Origin of the sequence: Nocardia sp. FDAARGOS_372, assembly GCF_002554515.1 — a bacterium.
GTDB classification, from domain to species: Bacteria; Actinomycetota; Actinomycetes; order Mycobacteriales; family Mycobacteriaceae; genus Nocardia; species Nocardia farcinica.
This window is the reverse complement of record NZ_PDDW01000001.1, coordinates 4,877,963-4,900,628: the sequence shown is the minus strand read 5'-3', so window position 1 is coordinate 4,900,628 and position 22,666 is coordinate 4,877,963. Positions and strand designations below refer to the sequence as shown.

General features: G+C 70.8%; 12 protein-coding genes. 8 read left to right on the top strand and 4 right to left on the bottom strand.

Annotated features, from left to right (window positions below; genetic code table 11):
- Nucleotides 1-186 precede the first annotated feature (186 nt).
- Entirely contained in the window at nt 187-834 is a 648-nt protein-coding gene (locus tag CRM89_RS22955) for a pyridoxamine 5'-phosphate oxidase family protein (protein WP_098086179.1), read from the top strand.
- Nucleotides 835-857: 23 nt separating this feature from the next.
- On the opposite strand, the gene CRM89_RS22950 is transcribed toward CRM89_RS22955, so the two are convergent.
- A complete protein-coding gene (locus CRM89_RS22950; protein WP_011206727.1) occupies nt 858-1,322 on the bottom strand; it encodes a GtrA family protein in 465 nt (154 codons plus the stop codon).
- A gap of 101 nt (nt 1,323-1,423) precedes the next feature.
- On the opposite strand from CRM89_RS22950, the gene CRM89_RS22945 reads away from it, so the two are divergent.
- From CRM89_RS22945 to CRM89_RS31090, 6 genes are all read left to right on the top strand, one after another.
- The gene (locus CRM89_RS22945) at nt 1,424-2,905 is read left to right on the top strand and encodes an FAD-binding oxidoreductase (RefSeq protein ID WP_011206726.1); all 1,482 of its coding nucleotides are present in this window, start codon (nt 1,424-1,426) and stop codon (nt 2,903-2,905) included.
- 16 nt (nt 2,906-2,921) lie between these two features.
- Nucleotides 2,922-3,701, top strand: coding sequence for a decaprenylphospho-beta-D-erythro-pentofuranosid-2-ulose 2-reductase (locus tag CRM89_RS22940; RefSeq protein WP_011206725.1), 780 nt, complete (start codon nt 2,922-2,924; stop codon nt 3,699-3,701).
- Between the two features lie 204 nt (nt 3,702-3,905).
- Nucleotides 3,906-5,963: an arabinofuranosyltransferase gene (locus tag CRM89_RS22935; protein WP_050767927.1), complete on the top strand. Its 2,058-nt coding sequence runs from the start codon at nt 3,906-3,908 to the stop codon at nt 5,961-5,963.
- 193 nt (nt 5,964-6,156) lie between these two features.
- Entirely contained in the window at nt 6,157-7,989 is a 1,833-nt protein-coding gene (locus CRM89_RS22930) for a glycosyl transferase (RefSeq protein ID WP_098086176.1), read from the top strand.
- 71 nt (nt 7,990-8,060) lie between these two features.
- Complete coding sequence (locus tag CRM89_RS22925) at nt 8,061-11,306, top strand: arabinosyltransferase domain-containing protein (RefSeq protein ID WP_098086173.1); 3,246 nt, start codon at nt 8,061-8,063, stop codon at nt 11,304-11,306.
- A 172-nt stretch (nt 11,307-11,478) separates the two neighbouring features.
- Entirely contained in the window at nt 11,479-11,640 is a 162-nt protein-coding gene (locus CRM89_RS31090; protein ID WP_167547538.1) for a hypothetical protein, read from the top strand.
- A 74-nt stretch (nt 11,641-11,714) separates the two neighbouring features.
- On the opposite strand, the gene CRM89_RS22920 is transcribed toward CRM89_RS31090, so the two are convergent.
- Nucleotides 11,715-15,050, bottom strand: a complete 3,336-nt coding sequence (locus tag CRM89_RS22920; RefSeq protein ID WP_041559745.1) for an arabinosyltransferase domain-containing protein — start codon at nt 15,048-15,050, stop codon at nt 11,715-11,717.
- Nucleotides 15,051-15,128: 78 nt separating this feature from the next.
- Between CRM89_RS22920 and CRM89_RS22915 the strand changes: the two genes are divergently transcribed.
- A complete protein-coding gene (locus CRM89_RS22915) occupies nt 15,129-15,626 on the top strand; it encodes a peptidylprolyl isomerase (RefSeq protein ID WP_011206720.1) in 498 nt (165 codons plus the stop codon).
- Between the two features lie 241 nt (nt 15,627-15,867).
- Here the strand turns inward: CRM89_RS22915 and CRM89_RS22910 are convergent, their stop codons facing one another.
- Entirely contained in the window at nt 15,868-17,412 is a 1,545-nt protein-coding gene (locus tag CRM89_RS22910) for an acyl-CoA carboxylase subunit beta (RefSeq protein WP_011206719.1), read from the bottom strand.
- Nucleotides 17,409-22,643: a polyketide synthase Pks13 gene (pks13, locus tag CRM89_RS22905; RefSeq protein WP_305778353.1), complete on the bottom strand. Its 5,235-nt coding sequence runs from the start codon at nt 22,641-22,643 to the stop codon at nt 17,409-17,411. Before pks13 ends, CRM89_RS22910 begins: the two co-directional genes overlap by 4 nt.
- Nucleotides 22,644-22,666 lie beyond the last annotated feature (23 nt).

Here is a 22,666-nt window from a genome sequence, read left to right as displayed (position 1 = left end):
AGTCGCTGCGCGACGGCCGGATTCGACATCGACCGGCCGAATTCGCCGATGGTGTGCGCTGTTCGTCACTAGAATCGACGCGGATTTCGGTTTCATCACGGTTCGGCTTTTCTTCGTGGCCGGGTTCGCGCGTGGTTCGAGGCGGCACCACGCGGCCCGGATATCGGCGACCAGTAGGGGGCGCACATGACCGGCAACCAGATCGGCAGCGACGGTGAACACGTACTCCAGGAGCGCTACGGCACCGTCGACCGGGCCGAGCGATTCTACGGCGACCAGGTGCTCGACCGGCTCAATCCGGCGATGGTCGAATTCGTCCGGCGGATGGACATGGCGTTCATCGCCACCGCCGACAAGAACGGGGAGTGCGACAACAGCTTCCGCGCCGGGCCGCCCGGCTTCCTGCACGTCGTCGACGACCGCACGATCGCCTATCCGGAATATCGCGGCAACGGGGTGATGGCGAGTCTGGGCAACATCTCGGAGAACCCGCACATCGGGATTCTGCTCATCGATTTCGTGCACGACCTGATCGGACTGCACATCAACGGCTCGGCGCGCATCGTGGAGGACCACGCGCTGCGCTGCTCGGTGCCCGACCTGCCCGCGGCGCGGGTGCGCGGCAGGCAGGCCGAACGCTGGGTGGTGGTGGAGGTCGAGGAGGCCTACATCCACTGCCGCAAGCACATCCCGCACCTGGTGCCCGCCGACCGCGAGCAGCGCGACTGGGGTACCGACAACGTCCGCGCCAAGGGCGGGGACTACTTCGGCGTCAAGGCTGCGTCCGGTGTCGTCTCGTCCGGCGTCGAACCAGCCGCCGTGCTCAGTCGCTGAATCGGCCAGCTCGCCCCGCGTGGCTAGTCGATCTTGAAGATGACCAGCCGCTGCACGACGAAGTTGATCACCGTCGCCGTGCCCTGGGCAACCACGAAGGCGACGGCGACCGGCACGGGGTCCTCCCCGAGCAGATGCACCATCAGCTGGTTGATGCCCACCTGGACCGCGAAGGTGGTGGCGTAGAGCGCCACCACCGCCAGGAACCGGGCGCGGCTCGGCGGCGCCTGGAAGGTCCAGCGGCGGTTGATCAGGTACGCGGTGGTGGTGCCCGCCACGAAACCGATCGACTTGGCGACCGGCACCGGCAGCCCGACCACCTTCAGCAGGAACACGTACAGCCCGAAGTCGACGATCGCGGAGAACCCGCCGGTCACGGTGAACCGGATGATCTGCGTCTTCAGGTCGACGGCGCCGTCCGCGTCGGCGAGTCGTTCGTCGACCAGGGGCAACTCGGCCGTGGGCGGCAGTGGGGGTTCGGCGTGCACGGCCACGAGCCTAACGCCGGGCGGCCGCCGTGCCCCACCGCGTACCGGCGAGTACGCCGACGGCGAACCCTCGCGCGCGGGGGCATGTAGCCTCTATCCCGATGTCCACGAAAGCTCCGACCACCACCACGACGACCGGTGTCGACGAGACCGCAGGCAGCACCGACGGCGCCACCGGGCGTACCGAGGCCTACCAGCTGCCCACGCGGACCCGGTCGCTCACCGGGTGGGGTCGCACCGCACCCACCTCCGCCGAAGTGCTCTCGACCAGCGATCCGGAAGTGATCGCGAAGGCCGTCGCGATGGTCGCCGAGGACAACGACGGCAAGCCCGCCCACCTGCGCCGCGGCGTGATCGCGCGGGGCCTCGGCCGCTCCTACGGCGACAACGCCCAGAACGCGGGCGGCCTGGTCGTCGACATGACCGCGCTCAACCGCATCCACCGCATCGACGCCGACTCCCGGCTGGTCGACGTGGACGCCGGCGTCACGCTCGACCAGCTGATGAAGGCGGCGCTGCCGTTCGGGCTGTGGGTGCCCGTGCTCCCCGGCACCAGGCAGGTGACCGTGGGTGGCGCGATCGGCTCCGACATCCACGGCAAGAACCATCACAGCGCGGGCAGCTTCGGCAACCACGTGCGCTCGATGGAGCTGCTCACCGCCGACGGCACCGTGCACCACATCACGCCCAAGCGCAACGCCAAGCTGTTCTGGGCCACGGTCGGCGGGTGCGGCCTCACCGGCATCATCCTGCGCGCGACCATCGAGATGACGCCGACCGAGACGGCGTACTTCATCGCCGACGGCGACGTGACGGCCGGGCTGGACGAGACCATCGCCTTCCACAGCGACGGCTCCGAGGACAACTACACCTACAGCTCGGCCTGGTTCGACGCGATGAGCCCGATGCCGAAGCTGGGCCGGGCGGTGATCTCGCGCGGCTCGCTGGCCAAGCTCGACGAGCTGCCCAAGAAGCTGCGCAAGAACCCGCTCGACTTCACCGGCAAGACCTTCCTGACCTTCCCCGACCTGTTCCCGAACGGGCTGCTCAACAAGCAGACCTTCGCGCTGGCCACCGAGGTCTGGTACCGCAAGGGCACCACCTACCGGCGCAAGCCGCAGAACCTGACCGCGTTCTACCACCCGCTGGACATGCTCGGCGAGTGGAATCGCGCCTACGGCTCGCGCGGCTTCCTCCAGTACCAGTTCGTGGTGCCGCCGGAGGCGGTCGAGGAGTTCAAGCAGATCCTCATCGACGTCCAGCGCAGCGGGCACTACTCGTTCCTCAACGTGTTCAAGTACTTCGGCCAGGGCAACCAGGCACCGCTGAGCTTCCCGATGCCGGGCTGGAACGTCTGCCTGGACTTCCCGATCAAGCCGGGGCTCAACGAGTTCGTCACCGAATTGGACAGCCGGGTGCTGGAATTCGGGGGCAGGCTCTACACCGGCAAGGACTCGCGCACCACCGCCGAGACCTTCCACAAGATGTATCCGCGGATCGACGAGTGGATCAAGGTCCGCCGATCGGTCGATCCCACAGGCGTTTTCATGTCCGACATGGCGAGGAGGCTGGAACTCCAGTGACGGTGAGGTTCGCACGATGATCAATGCCGTAGGCAACCCGCAGGCCATCCTGCTGCTCGGCGGCACCTCGGAGATCGGCCTCGCGATCTGCGCGGAGTACCTGAAGAAGGCTCCCGCGCGCGTTATCCTGGCGACGCTGCCCGGCGACCCGCTGCGCGCGGACGCGGTGGCGCAGATGGAAGCCGCGGGGGCGAGCGAGGTCGAGGTGATCGATTTCGACGCGCTCGACACCGACAGCCATCCGAAGGTGATCGACGCGGCCTGGGCGCGCGGTGATGTCGACGTGGCGATCGTGGCGTTCGGCCTGCTCGGCGAGGCCGAGGAGTTGTGGCGGAACCAGCGCAAGGCCGTGCAGATCGCCGAGATCAACTACACCGCCGCGGTGTCGGTGGGTGTGCTGGTCGGCGAGAAGATGCAGGCCCAGGGGTACGGGCGCATCATCGCGATGTCCTCGGCGGCCGGTGAGCGCGTGCGGCGCTCCAACTTCGTCTACGGCTCGACCAAGGCCGGGCTGGACGGGTTCTACCTCGGCCTGGGCGAGGCGCTGCGACCGTTCGGCCCGCGCGTGCTGGTGGTGCGGCCGGGCCAGGTGCGCACCCGCACCACCATCGAGCACTGGAAGGCGACCGGCGCGAAGGAGGCGCCGTTCACCGTGGACAAGGAAGAGGTTGCCGCGCTGGCGGTTTCGGCTTCCGACAAGGGCAAGGAGCTCATCTGGGCGCCGGGCGTGTTCCGGTACGTGATGATGGTTCTGCGTCACATCCCGCGGCCGATCTTCCGCAGGCTGCCGATCTAGCCGACCGGACTTTCGCCGGAGGGCCGTGCACGGGCGTGCGCGGCCCTCCGGCGTTCCCGGGTCTGCGAGGCACCCCGTGTACTCCACTAGGCTGTGCTCGATTCGCCTGAGCGAGACCGCCCACGGAACCCGCTCGGGCAGAGGCACTGCGCAGAGGCAATGCCTGAGGGGAACGCGGATCAGGAGCCGGAGGTTGGCGCACCGATGACGACGAGCGACAGGGGGCGGCTGCGGCCGCTGGTGCGTCAGGTGGGCGGCGGCGTCGGCGAGGCGATCGCGGCGGCCCTGGTGGCGGTTGTCGTGGCCGCGGTGGGCCTGGTCGCCTTCTCGCTGGTCGAGTGGCCCGCGTTCAACTCCTCCCACGTGACCCGCGCGCTCACCACGGTCGGCCAGGTGGTCGCGGCGGCGCTGCTCGTCGCGGCGATCGTGCTGGTGCGCAGGCGCCGCGCCCCGCGCCTCGCGGCACTGCTGTCGTGGGCGGGTATCGCCGCCTTCGTGACCGTGACGCTCGGCATGCCGCTGGCCGCCACGAAGCTGTACCTGTTCGGTGTCTCGGTCGATCAGGAGTTCCGTACCGAGTACCTGACCCGACTCACCGACAGCCCCGCGCTGCGCGACATGACCTACGCCGACATCCCGCCGTTCTATCCGGCCGGCTGGTTCTGGGTCGGCGGCCGGGTGGCCGACGTGCTGGGGATGTCGGGCTGGGAGGCGTTCAAGCCCTACGCGATCGGCTCGCTGGCGGTGGCTGCGGTGCTGGCGCTGGTGCTGTGGACGCGGCTGATCCGGACCGACTGGGCCATCGCGGTCACGGCGGCGAGCACGGCCGTCGCGCTCGCCTTCGCCTCGCCCGAGGCCTACAGCGCCGTCATCGTGCTGCTGCTGCCGCCCGCGCTGGTGCTGGCCTGGGGGGCGCTGCACCGGCCGGTCTCGGACGGACTGGTCGCCGATGACAGCGCCGTCGCAGAGCCGCCCGCCACCACCGCGGAGCGAGCCGCGGTGCCCGAGCAGGCCGGTTCGGCCGTTCCCGCGAGCGCGGGCGGCTGGGGCGCGGTGGTCGGCACCGGGCTGTTCCTCGGTCTGGCGGCCACCTTCTACACCCTCTACCTGGGCGTCGCGGCGTTCGCGGTGACGCTGATGGGGCTGCTCGCGGCCTTCCTCGCCGTCCGGGCGGCCAAGCAGACACGACGGCCGCGGCGGGGCACGGCAGTCGTGGCGACCGGGCCGGTCTGGCGCGCGGCGCTACCGCCGCTGGTTCGGCTGCTCGTGATCGCGGTGATCGCGGCGCTCATCGCGGCGGTGGTGTGGACACCCGTGCTCGTGGAGATGCTGCGCTCGACCACGCCGCGCTCGGGCACCGCTCTGCACTACCTGCCCCGGGCGGGCGCCGAGTTGCCGCTGCCGATGCTGGAGTTCTCGCTGCTGGGCGCGCTGTGCCTGATCGGCACGATCTGGCTGGTGGTGCGGGCCTCGTCGTCGCGGCGCGCCCAGGCGCTCGGCGTCGGCGTGCTGGCGATCTACCTCTGGACGCTGCTGTCGATGCTGGTGACGGCGGCGGGGACGACGCTGCTGTCGTTCCGGTTGGAAGCACCGCTGCTGGCACTGCTGGCGACCGCGGGCGCGTTCGGTTTCGTCGAGGGGGCGCGGGCGGCCTACCAGGCGTTCAACGAGCCCGAGCGATTCCGGGTCGCGGTCGCGGTGGTCGCGGTGCTCGGCGCGCTCGCCTTCGCCCAGGACATTCCGCACGTGCTCGCACCGGAGATCACCACCGCCTACACCGACACCGACGGCGACGGCGAACGCGCCGACAAACGCCCACCCGGCGCCGCCTCCTACTACCGCGAGATCGACGCCGCGCTGCGCGAGCAGACCGGCAGGCCGCGCGACGAGACGGTCGTGCTCACCGCCGACACGACCTTTCTTGCCTTCTACCCCTACTTCGGGTTCCAGGCGCTGACCTCGCACTACGCCAACCCGCTCGCCGACTTCGCGGGCCGCGCCGCCCTGATCCGGCAGTGGAGCGAGCTGGACTCCCCCGCCGCCCTGCGGGCCGCGCTGGCCGAAAGCCCCTGGCGCGCCCCCGACGCGTTCCTGTTCCGGCGCAGCGGCGAGACCTACACGCTGCGACTGGCCGAGGACGTCTATCCCAACGACCCCAACGTCCGCCGCTACACGGTGAGCTTCCCGGCGGCGCTGTTCGACGACCCCGCCTTCACCAGCACCGACATCGGCCCGTTCACGCTGGTCACCGTCCGGGACTGACGAGCGAGAGCCAGATCACACCGGTTTCCCGGTTTCGGCGCGCCGGTGCTGGGCAGTCTGGTCCGAAGCGGCGGTTCCGCCTGCCCGGAGAACCCCGGCAGGCCGCCTCGCGATCCGGGCGAGGCCGTACACCGCGTTGCGCCGACCGCGCGCCCGCGGCCGCCGGGCACATCCGACGAAGGAGCACCGAGGGGTGGCGCCTACCCGAGAGACTGCCGAGCCGACCACCATCGTCCGAGGACGGCCACCGCGCATCCGGAACGCGTGGCGACCCGCGACCGCCGCGCGTGCGCTCGTTCCCGAGCGCGGCGATCTGCTGGTCGGCCTCATCTACCTCGCACTGGCGGCCGCGGTGCTGTCCGGGCAATGGCGCGACACCTCGGGCGGATACCTGATCAAGAGCGGTCAGGACCAGACCATGTGGGAGTGGTTCTTCGCGGTGACCGCGCATTCGCTCGCGCACCTGGAGAACCCGCTCGGCACGACCTTGCAGAACTTCCCCGCCGGGGTGAACATGATGGCCAACACGGCCATGTTCGGCGTCGGCGTGCCGCTGGCGCCGATCACCCTGCTGTTCGGGCCCACGGTGACCTTCGTGCTCGTGCTGACGCTCGGCCTGGCCACCACCGCCTACGCCTGGTATCGGCTCTTCGCCGCCGAACTCGTGCGTTCCCGGGCCGCGGCCGCGCTGGGCGGGCTGTTCTGCGGATTCGCGCCCGGGATGATCTCGCACGCCAACGCGCACCCGAACTTCGTGGTGCTCGCGCTGCTGCCGGTGATCGCCGGGCTGGTGATCCGGCTGGCACGGGTCACGGTGGCCGAGGGCGGCGGCGTGCGCTGGCGGTCCGCGGTCGCGCTCGGCCTGCTGGTGGCCGGGCAGATCGCGTTGGGCGAGGAACCGCTGTTGATCTTCGCGCTGGCCTTCGCGGTGTTCGCGGTCGTCTACCACGCGCGTGCCCCCCGCGCGGGGCTGCGCGCCGCGCGGGCGATCGCACCCACCGTCGCGGTGGCCGCGGGCATCACGCTGGTGCTCACGGCGGTGCCGCTGTGGTGGCAGTTCTTCGGACCGCAGAGTTACCGCTCGATCGATCACGGGCCGATGGGCAACGATCTCAAGGCGATGGTGCAGTTCCCGTCGGAGTCGCTGGGCGGCCTGCTCGCGCCGGGGCAGCCGGTGGCGATCAACCCCACCGAACAGAACGCCTACTTCGGCTGGCCGCTACTGCTGCTCGTCGGCGTGATCGTCGCGCTGCTGTGGCGGGACCGGGTGGTGCGCGCCGCCGCCGCGGTGATCGCCGTGTTCGGGCTGCTCTCGCTGGGCGCGAGCGCGACGCTGGGCAAGCGCGACACCGGCATCGCGCTGCCCTGGCGCTGGGCCGAGCACGTGCCGCTGCTGAACACCGTGCTGGAGAGCAGGCTGGCACTGGCGGCGGTGCCCGCCATCGCGATACTGCTGGCGTTGGTGGCCGAGCGCGCGGTGGCCTCCTGGCGGACCTCGCTGACCGACTGGAAGCCGCTGGCCTGGTTCGCCGCCGTCGCGGCCGCGCTGGTGCCGTTGACACCCACCGTCCTGCCGGTCACCGAACGGGAACCGACACCGCGGTTCTTCACCGAGCAGACCGTGCGGGCGTTCACCGGCGACGGCTCGGTCGTCCTGGTGCCACCGCCCCGGCCCGCCGACGCGCGGGCGCTGCGCTGGCAGTCCGACGCGGACTTCGTATTCCCGCTGGCCGGTGGCTATTTCGTCGGCCCGACCGGCGCCGACAAGAAGGGGGTCTACGGCCCGCCCCGGCGCCCGACCACGGACCTGCTGGTGCGCGCGCAGGACACCGGCTCGGTGCCGCCGATCGGAGCGGCCGAACAGGCCGCGGCCCGCGCGGATCTGCGCTACTGGCGCGCCGACGTGCTCGTCCTGCCCGCGACGAAGAACGCCGACGTGCTCGCCGAAACCGTGACCCGGCTGCTGGGCGCCGGGCCGGTCCCGGTGGCCGATGTGCGGGTGTGGGACGTGCGCGGCCTGCGCTGATACCGGCGGCGACCGCGCCGGGCGGTTCGGTGGCGCGGGCCGCACCCGTGCGGTGGCTAGCATGACTGATCGTGCGACCGGACCGAACAACTCGAGCGTTCACCCGCTACCGCCTGATCGCCCTCGTCTCCGGGCTTCTCGGATTCGTGCTGGCGCTGCTGTCACCGCTGCTGCCGGTACGGCAGGACCGGGCGACGCTGGACTGGCCGCAGCCCGATGCCGCGAGCGTGACCGCGCCCCTGGTGTCGTATGTGCCGCTGCGCCTGGATGCCTCGCTGCCCTGCTCGGTGCTCGACTCCGGCGCGCCGACCCTGCTGTCCACCATCCCGGTCGCGTCCGGCCAGGCCACCAGCAAGGGCCTGGTCGTCTCGGTCGCCGACGGCACCCTCACGCTCCTGCAACGCGACGTGCCGCTGCTCTCGGCCCCGGTCGCCGAGATCGCCTCGTGCGCCGAGATCAGGGTCGAGGCCACCGACGCGGCCACCACCGCGGAGTTCGTCGGGGTGTCGCGGGCGGACGGAACCCCGTTCCGCAACAGCGTGACTCGCGACATCAGGCCCCAGATGGTCGGCGTGTTCACCGATCTCGACGCCGGGCAGCTCGGCGGTGCGCGCGTGCACGCCGACATCGACTCCCGCTTCTCCTCCACGCCGAGTCCGCTGAAACTGGCGGTGATGATCGCCGCCGCGGTGTTCACGGTGATCGCGCTGGTGGCACTGCACCTGCTGGACACCTCCGACGGCCGCCGCGCCCGCCGCTTCCTGCCCGCGCACTGGTGGCGCTTCGGCCCGGCCGACGGCGCGGTGCTCGGCACGCTGGTGCTGTGGCACATCATCGGCGCCAACACCTCCGACGACGGCTACATCCTCAACATGGCGCGCGCCTCGGAGCGCTCGGGCTACATGGCCAACTACTACCGCTGGTTCGCCGTGCCCGAGGCACCGTTCGGCTGGTCCTACGAGGTGCTGGCCTGGATGGCGAAGGTGTCGGCGGCCAGCCCGTGGATGCGGCTGCCCACGCTGCTCGCGGGCATCCTGTGCTGGCTGGTGATCAGCCGCGAGGTGCTGCCCCGGCTCGGGGCGCGGGTGCGCCGCAACAAGGTCGCGCTGTGGACCGCGGGCCTGGTGTTCCTGGCGTTCTGGCTGCCCTACGACAACGGCCTGCGCCCGGAACCGCTGATCGCCGCGGGCGCGCTGCTCACCTGGTGCTCGATCGAACGCGCGATCGCCACCGGGCGGCTGCTGCCCGCCGCGATCGCGGTGCTGATCGCGGGCTTCTCGCTGGCCGCCGGCCCGACCGGCCTGATCTGCGTGGCCGCGCTCATCGCCGGCTCGCGGCCGGTGTTGCAGATCATCGTCAAGCGGGCGCGCGGCGGTGGCGGGCGCGGCGCGGGGGTGTTCCGCTATCTGTCGTTGCTCGCGCCGGGGCTCGCGGCGGGCACGCTGGTGCTGATCGTGGTGTTCGCCGACCAGACCCTGTCCACGGTGCTCGAGGCCACCCGGGTGCGCACCCTGGTCGGCCCCAACGTGGCCTGGTTCGACGAGCGGACCCGCTGGGACTCGCTGCTGATGCTGGCACCGGACGGTTCGCTGGCCCGCCGCTTCGGCGTGCTGCTCATGCTGTTGTGCCTGCTGGTCTCGGTGTTGCAGGTGCTGCGCAAGGGCCGCATCCCGGGCACCTCGCGCGGGCCCTCGGTGCGCATCCTCGGCATCGTGTTCGCCTCGCTGCTGCTGATGATGTTCACCCCGACCAAGTGGACGCACCACTTCGGCGTCTACGCGGGGCTCGCCGGCTCGCTGGCCGCGCTGGCGGCGGTGGCGGTGGGTACCGCGGCGATCCGCTCGCCGCGCAACCGCGCGCTGTTCGCGGCGGCGGTGCTGTTCCTGCTGGCCATCACCTTCACCGGCTCCAACGGCTGGTGGTACGTCTCGAGCTACGGCGTGCCCTGGTGGGACAAGGCGCCGCTGATCGCGGGCAAAGGGCTGTCCACGCTGTTCCTCGGGCTCACCGGGGTGGCGCTGCTGGTGGCGGTGTGGTTCCACTACCGCGAGCCCTACCGGCGCCCGCGCCCGGGCAACGGCTTCGACCGGGTCGCCTCCGCGCCGCTGACCATCGCCGCGGCCCTGCTGGTGCTCTTCGAGATCGCCTCGCTGGCCAAGGGCGCGGTCGGCCAGTATCCGGCCTACTCGATCGCCAAGTCCAACATCGAGTCGCTGCGCGGGAATCCGTGCGCGCTGGCCGACGAGGTGCTGGTGGAGACGAACACCGCCGACTCGCTGCTGCAACCCTACGACGCCGCCCCGGCCGACGGGCTGGCCGGCGAGGTGACGGCCTTCACCCCCGACGGGGTGGCGCGCGATCTCACCGCCGACGCGGAGGAGACCGCCAGCGGCGGCGCCAACACCGTCGACACCGGTGGGGAGAACAAGACCACCAACACCACCGGCGCGGGCACCGGCGGCGGCACCACCGCCGAGGCGGGCATCAACGGCAGCAGTGTGGCGCTGCCGTTCGGCCTCGACCCGGCGCGGACCCCGGTGCTCGGCTCCTACCAGGAGGACGAGCAGCGGCAAGCCGCGCTCACCACGCACTGGTACCGGCTGGACCAGAACGCCGACGACCTGCGCGCCGATCCGGCGTACCGGGTGCTGGCGATCACGGCGGCGGGCCGCATCAAGTCGGTCGACGCCGACGGCGTGGAGACCTACGGCCAGGAGCTGCGGGTGGAGTACGGCGTGCGCGAGGCCGACGGCAGCGTCCGGGTCCTCGGTTCGGTGCTGCCGCTGGACATCGGCCCGGCACCGTCCTGGCGCACGCTGCGCGTCCCGTTGGACCGGCTGCCCGGCGAGGTGAACGCCGTGCGCCTGGTGGCCGTCGACAACGACATCACCCAGCGCCAGTGGCTGGCGGTCACCCCGCCGCGGCTGCCGCGGCTGGCGACGCTGAACTCGGTGGTCGGCTCCACCGATCCGGTGCTGCTGGACTGGCACGTCGGCCTGGCCTTCCCCTGCCAGCGGCCCTTCGATCACCACGACGGCGTGGCCGAGGCCCCGCGCTGGCGCATCCTGCCCGATCGGGTCGGCTCGGACGCCTCCAACGCCTGGCAGGACGACATCGGCGGCGGCCCGCTCGGCTGGACCGAACTGCTGCTGAAGGCCGAGACCGTGCCCAGCTATCTCGACCACGACTGGGGCCGGGACTGGGGCTCGCTGGAACGCTTCACGCCCTACGATCCGGCCGCGGAGCCGGCCACCATCGGGGTGCATGTGGTGACCAGGCCGGGCACGGCCGACGACCCGCCGATCCGCGCCCGCTGACCGGTGCGGCTCCCGGTGACCGGCACCGGGAGCCGCGTCCCCAACCGTACGGTTGTCACGCAAACGTGACCGAATCCCGTTGCGCTACGGTGAGTTTCGTCGAAATGACACCTTCGTAACCGTTGCTTCGAAATGTGGGCACGCAGATGTTTCAGAACGTATGGTGGTGGGTATGACTGCAGCCTTCGATGACATGGATCTGCGCGATCTCGTCGATCTGCTCACCGACGAGGAGAAGCGTGAACTACGCCCGGCGGTGCTGCGGGTCCTCCACCGGCTTCCCGACCAGGAGGTGCTCCGCCGCGATTTATCCCGCCGGTTGCTCGAGGTGTGACAGGTCAGCGGACGTACGAACAAGGGCCGTGGTCGCGGAACACTCCGCGACCACGGCCCTTCCTCATGTGCGGGTCAGGACACCCGCATCGCACCCGGCGACCACAGCCCGTGCCGGGTGGTGGTCGTGGTGCTCAGCTCGGCGGGCACCGCGCTCTGGTCGTACTGGTCGTAGCGCTCGAGCGAGCCCCAGTCCCTGGCCCAGTCGTCCTTCAGATAGGTCGGGATGGTGGTCGACCTGGCCAGCATCTGCGCGAAGCCGAGCGGGCCGCCGAACTCCTGGGCCTGCCAGGTGTTGGTGGAGCTCACCGCGAGCGGCCGGTCCGGCAGCACCCGGTAGCGCGGCACCTCGGCCACGCCGTTCTCGTGGAAGAACGGCCGCTGGCACGGGAACTGCAGACCGACGGCCCAGTCCAGCAGGATCGGCTGTCGCGAGCCGAGGTAGTCGTCGAGCGACTGCAGGGTCGGCATCCGCGGCGGCGTGAACGCCAGCCACTGGTCGCCGATCAGGATCGGGTCGTTGGCCACGATCCGCACCGCGTCGGCGTCGGGGGCGAGCTCGTCCAGCGGCACCCGCAGGTTGCGCCAGGACGGGAACGGGCCGATGTCACGCGGCAGGTACTCGCCCTGCTTGGTCACGGTGCCGTCGGGCCCGCGCTTGCCGTACTCGACCTTGAGTTCCTGGCCGTACTTCATCGCACCGGTGTCGTCGAAGGACAGCACCCGGCCGGCCGCCGAGATCACGATCAGCGGGCGATCCGCCGACCGCTGCGGCAGCGCGTACCAGCTCGACACCAGGTGCGCGGGCTGCTGCACCCCGGCCTGGTAGCTGCCCATCACCGGAGTGGTCGCCGGATCCAGGCCGAACGGCAGCGCCACGGTGCTGCCGTTCACGCCGCGGGCGCCCTGGCCGCCGCCGGTGCCCGCGTTCTCGCCCTCGGCGAAGGCCGCGCCGACCGACTGGGTGGAGGTGTTGCCGGTGCCCGGCTTCACCTCGACGCTGTCGGCGGACAGGTCGTCCGGCACCCCGTTGGGATCGAAGCCGACCGGGTTCGCGCCGGCCAGCGGGTCGCCGTTCGCCGGCGGTTCATTCGGATCGATGATCGGGGTGAGCTGTCCGTCGTTGGGGTCGGGTTCGACGAGCACGTCGTTGGCCAGGCCGCACATGTTGCCGCGCAAGGCGTCGACGTTCGAGCGCGCCAGCGAGTAGGCCGGGTACTGCGAGACCGCGCCCTTGGCCAGCGACAGCACCTCGAGCGCCACCATCAGGGCGGCGACCACGGTCAGCGGGATCGCCGCGAACTTGCGGATGCGCCTGCCGCGCACGGTCTTGGCCGAGGGCTGCGGCGCGGTGTAGTCCTCGCGCAGGGTGAACCAGGCCACCAGCGCCAGCGCGACACCGAACAACACCAGCATCAGCGTGTTCGACTGGTAGCCGCGCAGCGAGATCTGCTTGTCGAACCACGGCACGCCGAAGCTGGAGACATACCAGTAGCCGTTGATACCCGAGAACGCGATGGCCAGCACGAACAACAGACCGGCCAGGAAGATCGCCCGGTTCTTGCGTGCCCGCAGCGCACTGGCCGACACCGCGACCGCCGTCACCGCGGCCAGCGAGCCCGCGATGCCCGCGTACGCGCCGAAGTGGTGGGTCCACTTCGTCGGGTTGAACATCATGAAGAAGATCGTGCCGAACACGATGCCCATCAACCGCCAGGTCGGTGCGCTGGCGATGCCGGGCACGCGCCTGCGCCGCAGCAGCACCAGCATGGTGGTGAACAGGCACAGCAGCATCACCAGGAAGGCGAACCGGCGCGAGAGCGACCCGTCCACCGTCTCGACGAACAGGTAGTAGTAGCGCAGGTAGTCCTCGTACCAGGCCAGGTTCGGGCCGGTCGCCTGGCGCACCCGGTTGGCCTCCTGGATGCCCGCGAACGTCTGGTCGCTGTAGACCACCGTCAACACCAGTAGGCCCGCCGCCGCGATCGGCGCGAGCAACGGCAGCGTGCCGTGCTCGCGGTGGCGGCGCACCACGATCCGCACCAGCGGCCGGGTACCGGCCAGCAGCGCGGCCACGCACATCAACCCGGTCGGGGCCGCGGCCAGGGTGAACGCCGCGATCAGCACCGCCACCGCGGCGGGCAGCAGGCGCCCGGTCGCGATCGCGCGTTCGATGGAGACCCAGGTCAGCAGCGCGCCGAGCGCCACGATCGGCTCCGAGCGCAGGCCGTTGTCGAACGGCAGCCAGAACGCCAGGAACACCAGCCCGCCGGTCCACAGCGCCACCTTGCTGGTGCGCACCCCGCGCCCGAGCCGCGGCACCACCTCGCGGCTGATCACCATCCAGCACAGGATCGCGCAGAACAGCGCGGGCAGGCGCACCCACGGACTGGCCGTGGACACCTCGGCGAAGACCTGGATGACGTAGTAGTACCAGCCGAACGGCGCCTCCGGCACGCCGTACCAGCGGAAGTAGTTGGCCATGTAACCGGCCTCCGGCGCCACCCGGACCATGTTGAGGATGTAGCCGTCGTCGGAGGTGTTGGCGCCGATGAAGTGCCACAGCACCAGCGTGCCGAGCACCGCGCCGTCGGCCCAGGTCGGCTTGAACCAGTTGGCGGGCAGGAACCGGCGGTGGCCGCGGCCGTCGCTGCCGTCCAGGCGGGCCAGCGCGGCCAGGGCGATGATCGTGCACAGCACCGCGGCCAGCATCGCGGTCAGCTTGATCCAGGTGGGGCTGGAGCTGAACCGGGTGTCGACGGTCATGTCGAAGCTCAGCCCGGCGGGCACCGCACCCTCGAGATCGGAGAACACCCCCACCACCTGCGGCCGGAAGTCACCGGGCATGGTGCCCTCGACCGGCACGCGCACCAGTTCGGTCTGCCCCGGCGCGCCACCCTGGACCGGCCGCTCGATCTCGCGCTGCATGCCCTCGAACACCGCGGTGGTGCGGGCGTTGTCGGAGGCGATGCGGATGGCCGAGCACTCGCCCATCCGCGCCCGCTCGGCCGAGGCGACCACGGCGTTGCGGTTCACCACGTCCACCGAGTTCTCCGAGACCCGGACGAACATCGCCTCCAGCGCCGCGCGGTCGCCCTGCGGCGGCGCGGTGGCCAGCAGCATGCCGCCCTGCGCGGGCAGCGCGTCCACGGCCGAACACGGGATGCTCGCGGCGAGATCGATCGGCACCTGCGCCATCAGCGGCGCCTGCACGTTCTGCAGCGTGCCGCCCTGCGGCCAGTTCAACACCGCCACGGTCTGCTTGACCGGCAGGAACGGGGTCGCCAACGCCAGCAGAGCGCCCAGCGCGCCGACCACGAGGGCGATTATTCGCGCGGTTCGGAAATCCCGCGGACGAACCTCGGGAGCGGCGGGTGGCTTCGTCAAGACAGCAGTAGCGGCGTCGGGCACGAATGGCAATGCTAGCCGTAAGCCGAAAACTCGACCCGACTTGCTGACCCCCGGCGGCGGGGATGGAAAGGTGGGGGTATGACCAAGGTGAATCTGGAGACGAATTTCGGACCGATCGTCCTGGAGCTGGACGACGCCAAGGCGCCGGAGACGGTGCGCAACTTCGTGGATTACGTGAACTCGGGCCACTACAACGGCACGATCTTCCACCGGGTGATTCCCGGCTTCATGATCCAGGGCGGCGGATTCGAGCCGGGAATGCGGCAGAAGGGCACCAAGGCCCCCATTCAGAACGAGGCCGCCAACGGCCTCAAGAACGACAAGTACACCGTCGCGATGGCGCGGACCAACGACCCGCATTCGGCCACCGCGCAGTTCTTCATCAACGTCGCCGACAACGCCTTCCTCAACCACACCGCCCCGAGCCCGTCCGGCTGGGGCTACGCGGTCTTCGGCCAGGTCGTCGACGGCACCGACGTGGTCGACAAGATCGCCGGTGTGTCCACCGGTTCGGCGGGCATGCACCAGGACGTCCCGGTCGACGACGTGATCATCACCTCCGCCAGCCTCGCCTGAGCAGCCTGAGCAGCCTGAGCGGGGTCAGCGGCCGAAGGCGGCAGCGCAGCGTCACCACGCAGGCCGCCCCCGCTCGGGCAGATCCAACACAGCCTGAGCGGGGTCAGCGGCCGTAGGCGGCAGCGCAGCGTCACCACGCAGGCCGCCCCCGCTCAGGCACGAACAGCACAGCCTGAGCGGGGTCAGACCGATCGGGCCGCCCACCTGCACGGGTGGGCGGCCCGACGTCTGTCCGCGAGCGTCAGAGCGGTAGCAGGTGGTGTTTGCGCGGGTTGCGGGCCAGCTTCTTGTCCCGTAGCAGATGCAGGGCGCGGCGCAGCTCCAGCCGGGTGGCCGAGGGCTCGATGACGGCGTCGATGTAGCCGCGCTCGGCCGCCACCCACGGCGTGGCCACGGTCGCGTTGTAGAAGTCGATCATCTGCTGGCGCATGGCGGCGCGCTGGTCCTCCGGCGCCGCGGCCAGCTGCTTGCCGCCGATCAGGCTGACGGCGCTCTCGGCGCCCATCACCGCGATGCGGGCGGTCGGCCAGGCCAGGTTGACGTCCGCGCCGAGCTGCTTGGACCCCATCACCGCGTAGCCGCCGCCGTAGGACTTGCGGATCACCACCGTCACCTTCGGCACGGTCGCCTCCACGAAGGAGAACAGGAACCGGCCGCCGCGTTTGATGACGCCGATCTTCTCCTGCTCCACGCCGGGCAGGAAGCCGGGGGTGTCCACCACGAACACCAGCGGGATCTCGAAGGCGTCGCACAGTCGCACGAAGTGCGCGGCCTTGTCGGAGGCGCGGGCGTCCAGCGCACCGGCGTACACCAGCGGCTGGTTGGCCACCACCCCGACGCTGCGGCCGTCGACTCGGGCGAAACCGGTGATGATGTTGCGGCCCGCGGTCGCGCCGATCTCGTGGAAGTCGCCGTCGTCGAAGATCCGCAGCAGGATCTCGTGCATGTCGTAGCCGGCGTTGTCGGAGTCGGGCACGATCGAGTCGAGTTCGCGGTCGCTGTCGGTGATCTCCGGCTCCAGACCGGGGTTGACCACCGGCGGCAGCTCCTGGCAGCTGGTCGGCAGGAAGCTGAGGTAGTCGCGCACCCACTGGAACGCGGCCTTCTCGTCCTTGGCGACGTGATGGATGTTGCCGTATTCGGCCTGGCTCTGCGCGCCGCCGAGTTCCTCGAGGCTCACGTCCTCACCGGTGACCTCGCGGATCACCTTGGGCCCGGTGACGAACATGTACGCCTCTTCGGTCGCCACCACCACGTCGGTGTTGATCGGGGCGTACACCGCGCCGCCCGCGCACTTGCCGAGGATCATCGACACCTGCGGCACCAGCCCGGACAGCGGTTCCTGCCTGCGGCCCAGTTCGGCGTACCAGGCCAGCGAGGTCACCGCCTCCTGCACGCGCGCGCCGCCGGAGTCGTTGATGCCGACGACCGGGCAGCCGACCTTGGCCGCGTACTCCATGATGTAGGCGACCTTGCGGCCGAACATCTCACCGACCGAGCCGCCGTAGACGGTCTGGTCGTGCGAGAACACCGCCACCGGCCGCCCGTCCACCAGGCCGTGGCCGGTGACCACGCCGTCGCCGTAGAGGGCCGCCGGGTCGCCGGGTTTGCGCACCAGCGCACCGATTTCCACGAAGGTTCCCGGATCGAGCAGCATGTTGATCCGGTCGCGGGCGCTGGGAATGCCCTTCTTCGCCCGCTTCGCGACCCCCGCTTCACCCGCGGGCTCCTGCGCAAGCTCGAGGCGCTTACGCAGGTCTGCGAGTTTCTCGGCAGTAGTGCTCACTTGTCCCCTTTCGCCTCCATCGCAACAAGCTTCGCGGTCAGGTCGGCACCGATCTTCGCGATCCGCGGTTCGTCGACGATCTGCAGATGATCGCCGGGAATGTGGACGACCTGGAGATGCGGGAGGTACTCGTCCCAGCCGCCGTTGGGCTTGCGCTCGGCGAACCTGGGCTCCAGCTCGATCATGCCGTCGTGGTAGCGATCCGCCAGGTACAGCACCACGTCGCCGTCGTAGCGCGAGGGCGTGGTGCGGGCCAGGTGCCTGCTCTCGATCCAGGAGGTGCGCTGATGTTCGAGCACGCCGCCGGGGATCTTGGCACCGCTGATCTTGATCAGATCGCTGATCATCTTGAACTGCTCTTCGTCCGAGGCCGCCGCCAGCTCCTCGAGCTGGGCGCGGTCGAGCTCGGCGTCGATGCCGTAGGTCTTGCGCGCGAAGGCCTGGTAGCGCTCGATCCGGCGCACCCGTTCCTCGGGGCTGTTGTCCTCGTCCCGGGTCGGGATGGCCAGGTCGATCAGTCCGACCACCCGCACGTCGGCGCCCTCGGCGCGCAGCAACTGCGCGACCTGCAACGCGAACACCGCGCCCAGCGACCAGCCGTACAGCACGAACGGCCCGTCCCCCTGGATGCGGCGCAGCTCGGGGATGTACTGCTTGGCCCGCTGCTCGATGTCGCCGTCCACCCGCTCGAACCCGTACATCGGGGTGTGCGCGGGCAGCCGCTTGAGCAACGGCTCGTAGACGAGGGTGTTGCCGCCGGAGGGATGGAACACGAACACCGGCACAGCGTCGGAGCCTTCGGGGCGCGGGCGCAGCGGGCGCACGAAGCCGTCGATCTCGGCGCCGCTGTCCTGGCGTTCGCGCACGATGTCGGCGAGCTGCTCGATGGTCTCGCAGTCGAGTACGTCGTCGACGGTCACCTCGGCCTTGATCCGCTCGGACAGGCGCGCCGCCAGCTTCTCGGCGACCTCCTCTTCGAGGATCGGCAGGGTGTTGAAGATGCCGCCCGCCGACTTGCCGGTGACGATCGCCCAGGTCGCGTAGGTGAGCCGTTCGGCCGCGTCGCGCGGGGGCACGTCGTCCTCGTCGACGGCGGCCAGCGCCTCACCGAAGGCGGCGGCCTCCTGATCGACCGGAGCGGGGTCGGCCGGAGCGTCGGCCGTGCCCGAATCCTGGCTGCCCACCGCGGTTTCCAGTGCCGCGACCGGATCCTCGCCCGCCTCCATCGCGGCACGCGCGGCGGTGACGAAGTCGGCGTCGACGGTGATCTCCTCGCCCGCGGCCTGCTTCTCGGCGATGGCGGCGACCTGGTCACGGTGCTCGATCGCGTAGCGCAGCACCTTGCCGACCTCGGTGAGGTTGGCATCGCGCACGGCCTGGATCTGCAGCTGCGGAATGTCGAACTCGTACTCGACGCGGTTCTTGATCCGCATCGCCATCAGCGAGTCCAGACCAAGCTCCATGAGCGGGATCTCCATCGGCAGGTCCTCGACCGCGTAGCCCATCGACTCGGCGACGATCAGCGCCAGCCGTTCCTCGATGGTCTGGCTGCCGTTGGGGTCCCACCGGTCACCGGCCTGCTCGAGCACCTCGGGCTCGGCGGCGGGCGCCGCGGCGGTGGCGGTGCTCGGCGCGGCGACCGCCGGGGTGGGCAGCGGCGCGCCGGAGGTGACCACGGCGTCGAAGATCAGCCGGAACTGCGCGTCCTCCTTGGCGTGCACCTGCACCGAGGCACCGCCCGGATGCGGGGTGAGCGTGGTGGTCAGGGTGCCCGCGGCCGGGACGGCGCCGTGCGCGAGGGAGGCGCCGACGGTCACGTCGGCGAGCACCTGCGCGGCGGCGGCGCGGACCAGCTCGGCCGGGTCGGTCACCGCGCTCGCCTGGACCTCCCACACGTGCCTGCCGTCGGGCAGCGCGACGTGCGCGCCGGGCACGCGGCCGGTGCCGCTGCCGGTGGCCATCCGCGCGGCGGGCCAGAACTCCTTGCGCACGAAGGTGGTGCGCGGGATGTCGGCGTAGTCGCCCGCGGGCAGCAGCGAGGGCAGGTCGACGGCGTGACCGTGCACGTAGAGCTGGGCGAGGGCGGAGATCACACCGGCCGACTCGTCTTCCTTGCGCTTGAGCGTGGGGATGAGCTGGGCGTCGTGCAGGCCGGCGGCGAAGGTGGTGCCGAGCACCTGCATCAGCGCGACCGAGTTGGGCGCGAGCTCGAGGAAGGTGGTGTGGCCGCTGTCCACCGCGAGCTTCACCGCGTTGGTGAAGTACACGCTGTGGCGCATGTTGGTGACCCAGTAGTCCTCGTCGTGCACCGGGTCGTGGCCGGGACGGTAGTACTTCTCCTTGTGCACCGTCGAGTACAGGCCCGCGCGCAGCCGGGTCGGCTCGATGCCGGCCAGCTCGGCGGCCAGCTCGCCGAGCAGCGGGTCCATCTGCGAGGTGTGGCCTGCGCCGCGGGTCTGCAGCACGCGGGCGAACTTGCCCGCCTCCTCGACCTTGGCGACGATCGCCTGCACCTGCTCGTACGGTCCGCCGATGACGGTGTTGGTCGGCGCGGCGTAGACGGCGACCTCGACGTCGGGGTAGTCGGTGAGCATGGCCTCGACCTCGGCGGCGCTCAGCTCGACCAGCGCCATGTTGCGCACGTCGTCGTCGCTGATCATCTGCTCGCCCTCGCCCATCAGGCGGGACCGGGCGCAGATCACCCGGACCGCGTCCTCGAGGGTGAGACCACCGGCGATGTAGGCGCCCGCGACCTCGCCCATCGAATGGCCGACCACCGCTTCGGGTTCCGCGCCGTGCGCGCGCAGCAGCGCGGCCAGGCCGATCTGGATGGTGAAGATGCCGACCTGCGAGGTGCCGACGTTGTAGTCCTGGGCGTCGTCGAGGATCATCTCGCGCACCGAATAGCCGGCCTCGTCCTGGACGAGCTCGTCGACCTCGTCGACGGTGCGGCGGAAGATCGCGTTCTCCAGGTAGAGCTGCTTGCCCATCTTGCGGTGCTGGGCGCCGAACCCGGAGAGCACCCAGATCGGGCCCTGGGCGGCGGGAGCGTCCGCGGTGAACACGCCGGTGCCCGGCTTGCCCGCGGCGATCGCGCGCAGCCCGGCCACCGCCTCCTCGTGCGTCTTGGCCAGCACCACACCGCGCGAGCGCCAGTGGCTGCGCTTGGCCAGCGACCGCGCCACATCGGCCAGCGGCACGTCGCGGCCCGCCTCGGACTCCAGCCAGTCGGCCAGTTCGGTGGCGGCCCGGCGGCGGCGCGAGGGCAGGTAGCCCGACACGCACAGGATCACCGGCAGCGGCTCGGTGCGCTCGGCCGACCATTCCGCGGCGTCGGCGGCGGCCTCGGCGGTGATCTCGGTGGCCTCGGCGACGACGTCGCCCGCTTCCGCGGTGATCGCGGTCGCCGCCGCGATCACATCGGTGGTCTCGGTCTCGGTGTCGGTGTCGGTACCGGGCGCGGCGACCGCGGCCTTCGTCGGCGGGGTGTATTCCTGCAGCACGACGTGGGCGTTGGCGCCACCGAAGCCGAAGCCGGAGATGCCGACGGTGGCCACGCCGCTGTAGCGCGGGAACTGGGTGGGTTCGTCGACCACCTTCAGCCGGGCCTGCTCGAACGGAATGTAGGGGTTCGGGCCCGCGAAGTTGATGTTCGGCGGAATCACGTTGTGCTGGAAGGCCATCACGACCTTGGCCAGACTGGGCACGCCCGCGCCGGACTCGAGGTGACCGAAGTTGGTCTTGGCCGAGCCGAGCAGGGCGGGCTTGTCGGCGTCGCGGCCGCGGCCGACCACCCTGCCGAGCGCGTCGGCCTCGATGGGATCGCCGATCAGCGTGCCGGTGCCGTGCGCCTCGATGTAGTCCACCGTCGCCGGGTTGATGCCCGCGTCGCGGTAGGCGCGGCGCAGCACGTCGGCCTGCGCGTCGGGGTTCGGGGCGAACAGGCCGTTGGAGCGGCCGTCGTTGTTGACCGCGGTGCCCTTGATGACGGCGAGGATGCGGTCGCCGTCGCGTTCGGCGTCGGCGAGCCGCTTGAGCACGACCAGGCCGGCGCCCTCGGAGCGCACCATGCCGTCGGCGTCGGACGAGAACGCCTTGATGCGGCCGTTCTTGGCCACCGCGCCGTTCTTCTCGAAGCCGAGGGTGGCCACCGGGGCCAGGATCATGTTCACGCCGCCCGCCAACGCGAGGTCGGCCTCGCCGTCCCGCAGCGCGCGCACGGCCTGGTGCACGGCCACCAGCGTGGACGAGCACGCGGTGTCGACGGTCACCGACGGACCGCGGAAGTCGAAGAAGTAGGAGACCCGGTTGGCGATGATGCCGGTGGAGGCACCCAGCAGCGCGTAGGCCTCGGCCGAGATCGGCAGATTCGGGTCGCGGTCGCCGAGCCCGAGCGCGGCGATGAGCTGGAAATCCTGGGTGGAGGAGCCGACGAACATGCCGACCGACTCGCCGCGCAGTTCGCTGGCCGGGATGCGGGCGTGTTCGAGCGCCTCCCAGGTGAGCTCCATCATCAGGCGCTGCTGCGGATCGACCCGCTCGACCTCGATCGGCGACATCGCGAAGAACTCCGCGTCGAAGCCCTTCACCACGTCCTGGTCGAGGTAGCCGCCGAGGGTGTTGCTCTCCTCGATCATCTTCGCCACGTTCGGGTCGGACATGAACTCCGCCCAGCGGCCCTCCGGCAGTTCGCGGATCGCGTCGCCGCCGTTGATGAGGAATTCCCAGGTCGATTCCGGGGTGTCGCCCGCGCCCGGCAGCCGGGTGGACAGGCCGACGATGGCGATGTCGTGCGCCTCGCCCGGCGTGTAGCCCGCGGTGTAGAACGCCTCGTCACCCGCGGTCTCGGGAACCTCGGGTTCGCCGTGCACGATGACCTCGGCCAGCGAGGCGATGGTCGGGTGCTGGTAGACCACGGTCGCGGTCAGCACCACGCCGGTGAGCTCCTCGATGTCGCCGCCGAGCGCCAGTGCGTCACGCGAGGCCAGGCCGAATTCCTCCATCGGCCGGTCGACGGTGATGTTCTCCAGCGGCTGCCCGGTCGCGTCGGCGACCCAGCGGCGCAACCACTCCCGCACCTCGGCCACCGACATGTCGGTGCGCGGACCGTCGCCCACGGCGCCCTCGCCCACGGCGCCCTCGCCCACGGCACCGTCGGGCGCCGGGGTCGCGGCGGCGTCGGTGGTGGCGTCCTCGGTCGTCTGGTCGGGCGTGCCCTCGTTGTCAGCCATCAATTCCTCAAGCTACCTGTCTG

What these genes read in the sequence shown, in the direction of transcription:
- CRM89_RS22935 (WP_050767927.1), top strand. Translation starts at nt 3,906, where the DNA reads ATGACGACGAGCGACAGGGGGCGGCTGCGGCCGCTGGTGCGTCAGGTG.
- CRM89_RS22955 (WP_098086179.1), top strand. Translation starts at nt 187, where the DNA reads ATGACCGGCAACCAGATCGGCAGCGACGGTGAACACGTACTCCAGGAG.
- CRM89_RS31090 (WP_167547538.1), top strand. Translation starts at nt 11,479, where the DNA reads ATGACTGCAGCCTTCGATGACATGGATCTGCGCGATCTCGTCGATCTG.
- pks13 (WP_305778353.1), bottom strand. Translation starts at nt 22,643, where the DNA reads ATGGCTGACAACGAGGGCACGCCCGACCAGACGACCGAGGACGCCACC.
- CRM89_RS22945 (WP_011206726.1), top strand. Translation starts at nt 1,424, where the DNA reads ATGTCCACGAAAGCTCCGACCACCACCACGACGACCGGTGTCGACGAG.
- CRM89_RS22915 (WP_011206720.1), top strand. Translation starts at nt 15,129, where the DNA reads ATGACCAAGGTGAATCTGGAGACGAATTTCGGACCGATCGTCCTGGAG.
- CRM89_RS22940 (WP_011206725.1), top strand. Translation starts at nt 2,922, where the DNA reads ATGATCAATGCCGTAGGCAACCCGCAGGCCATCCTGCTGCTCGGCGGC.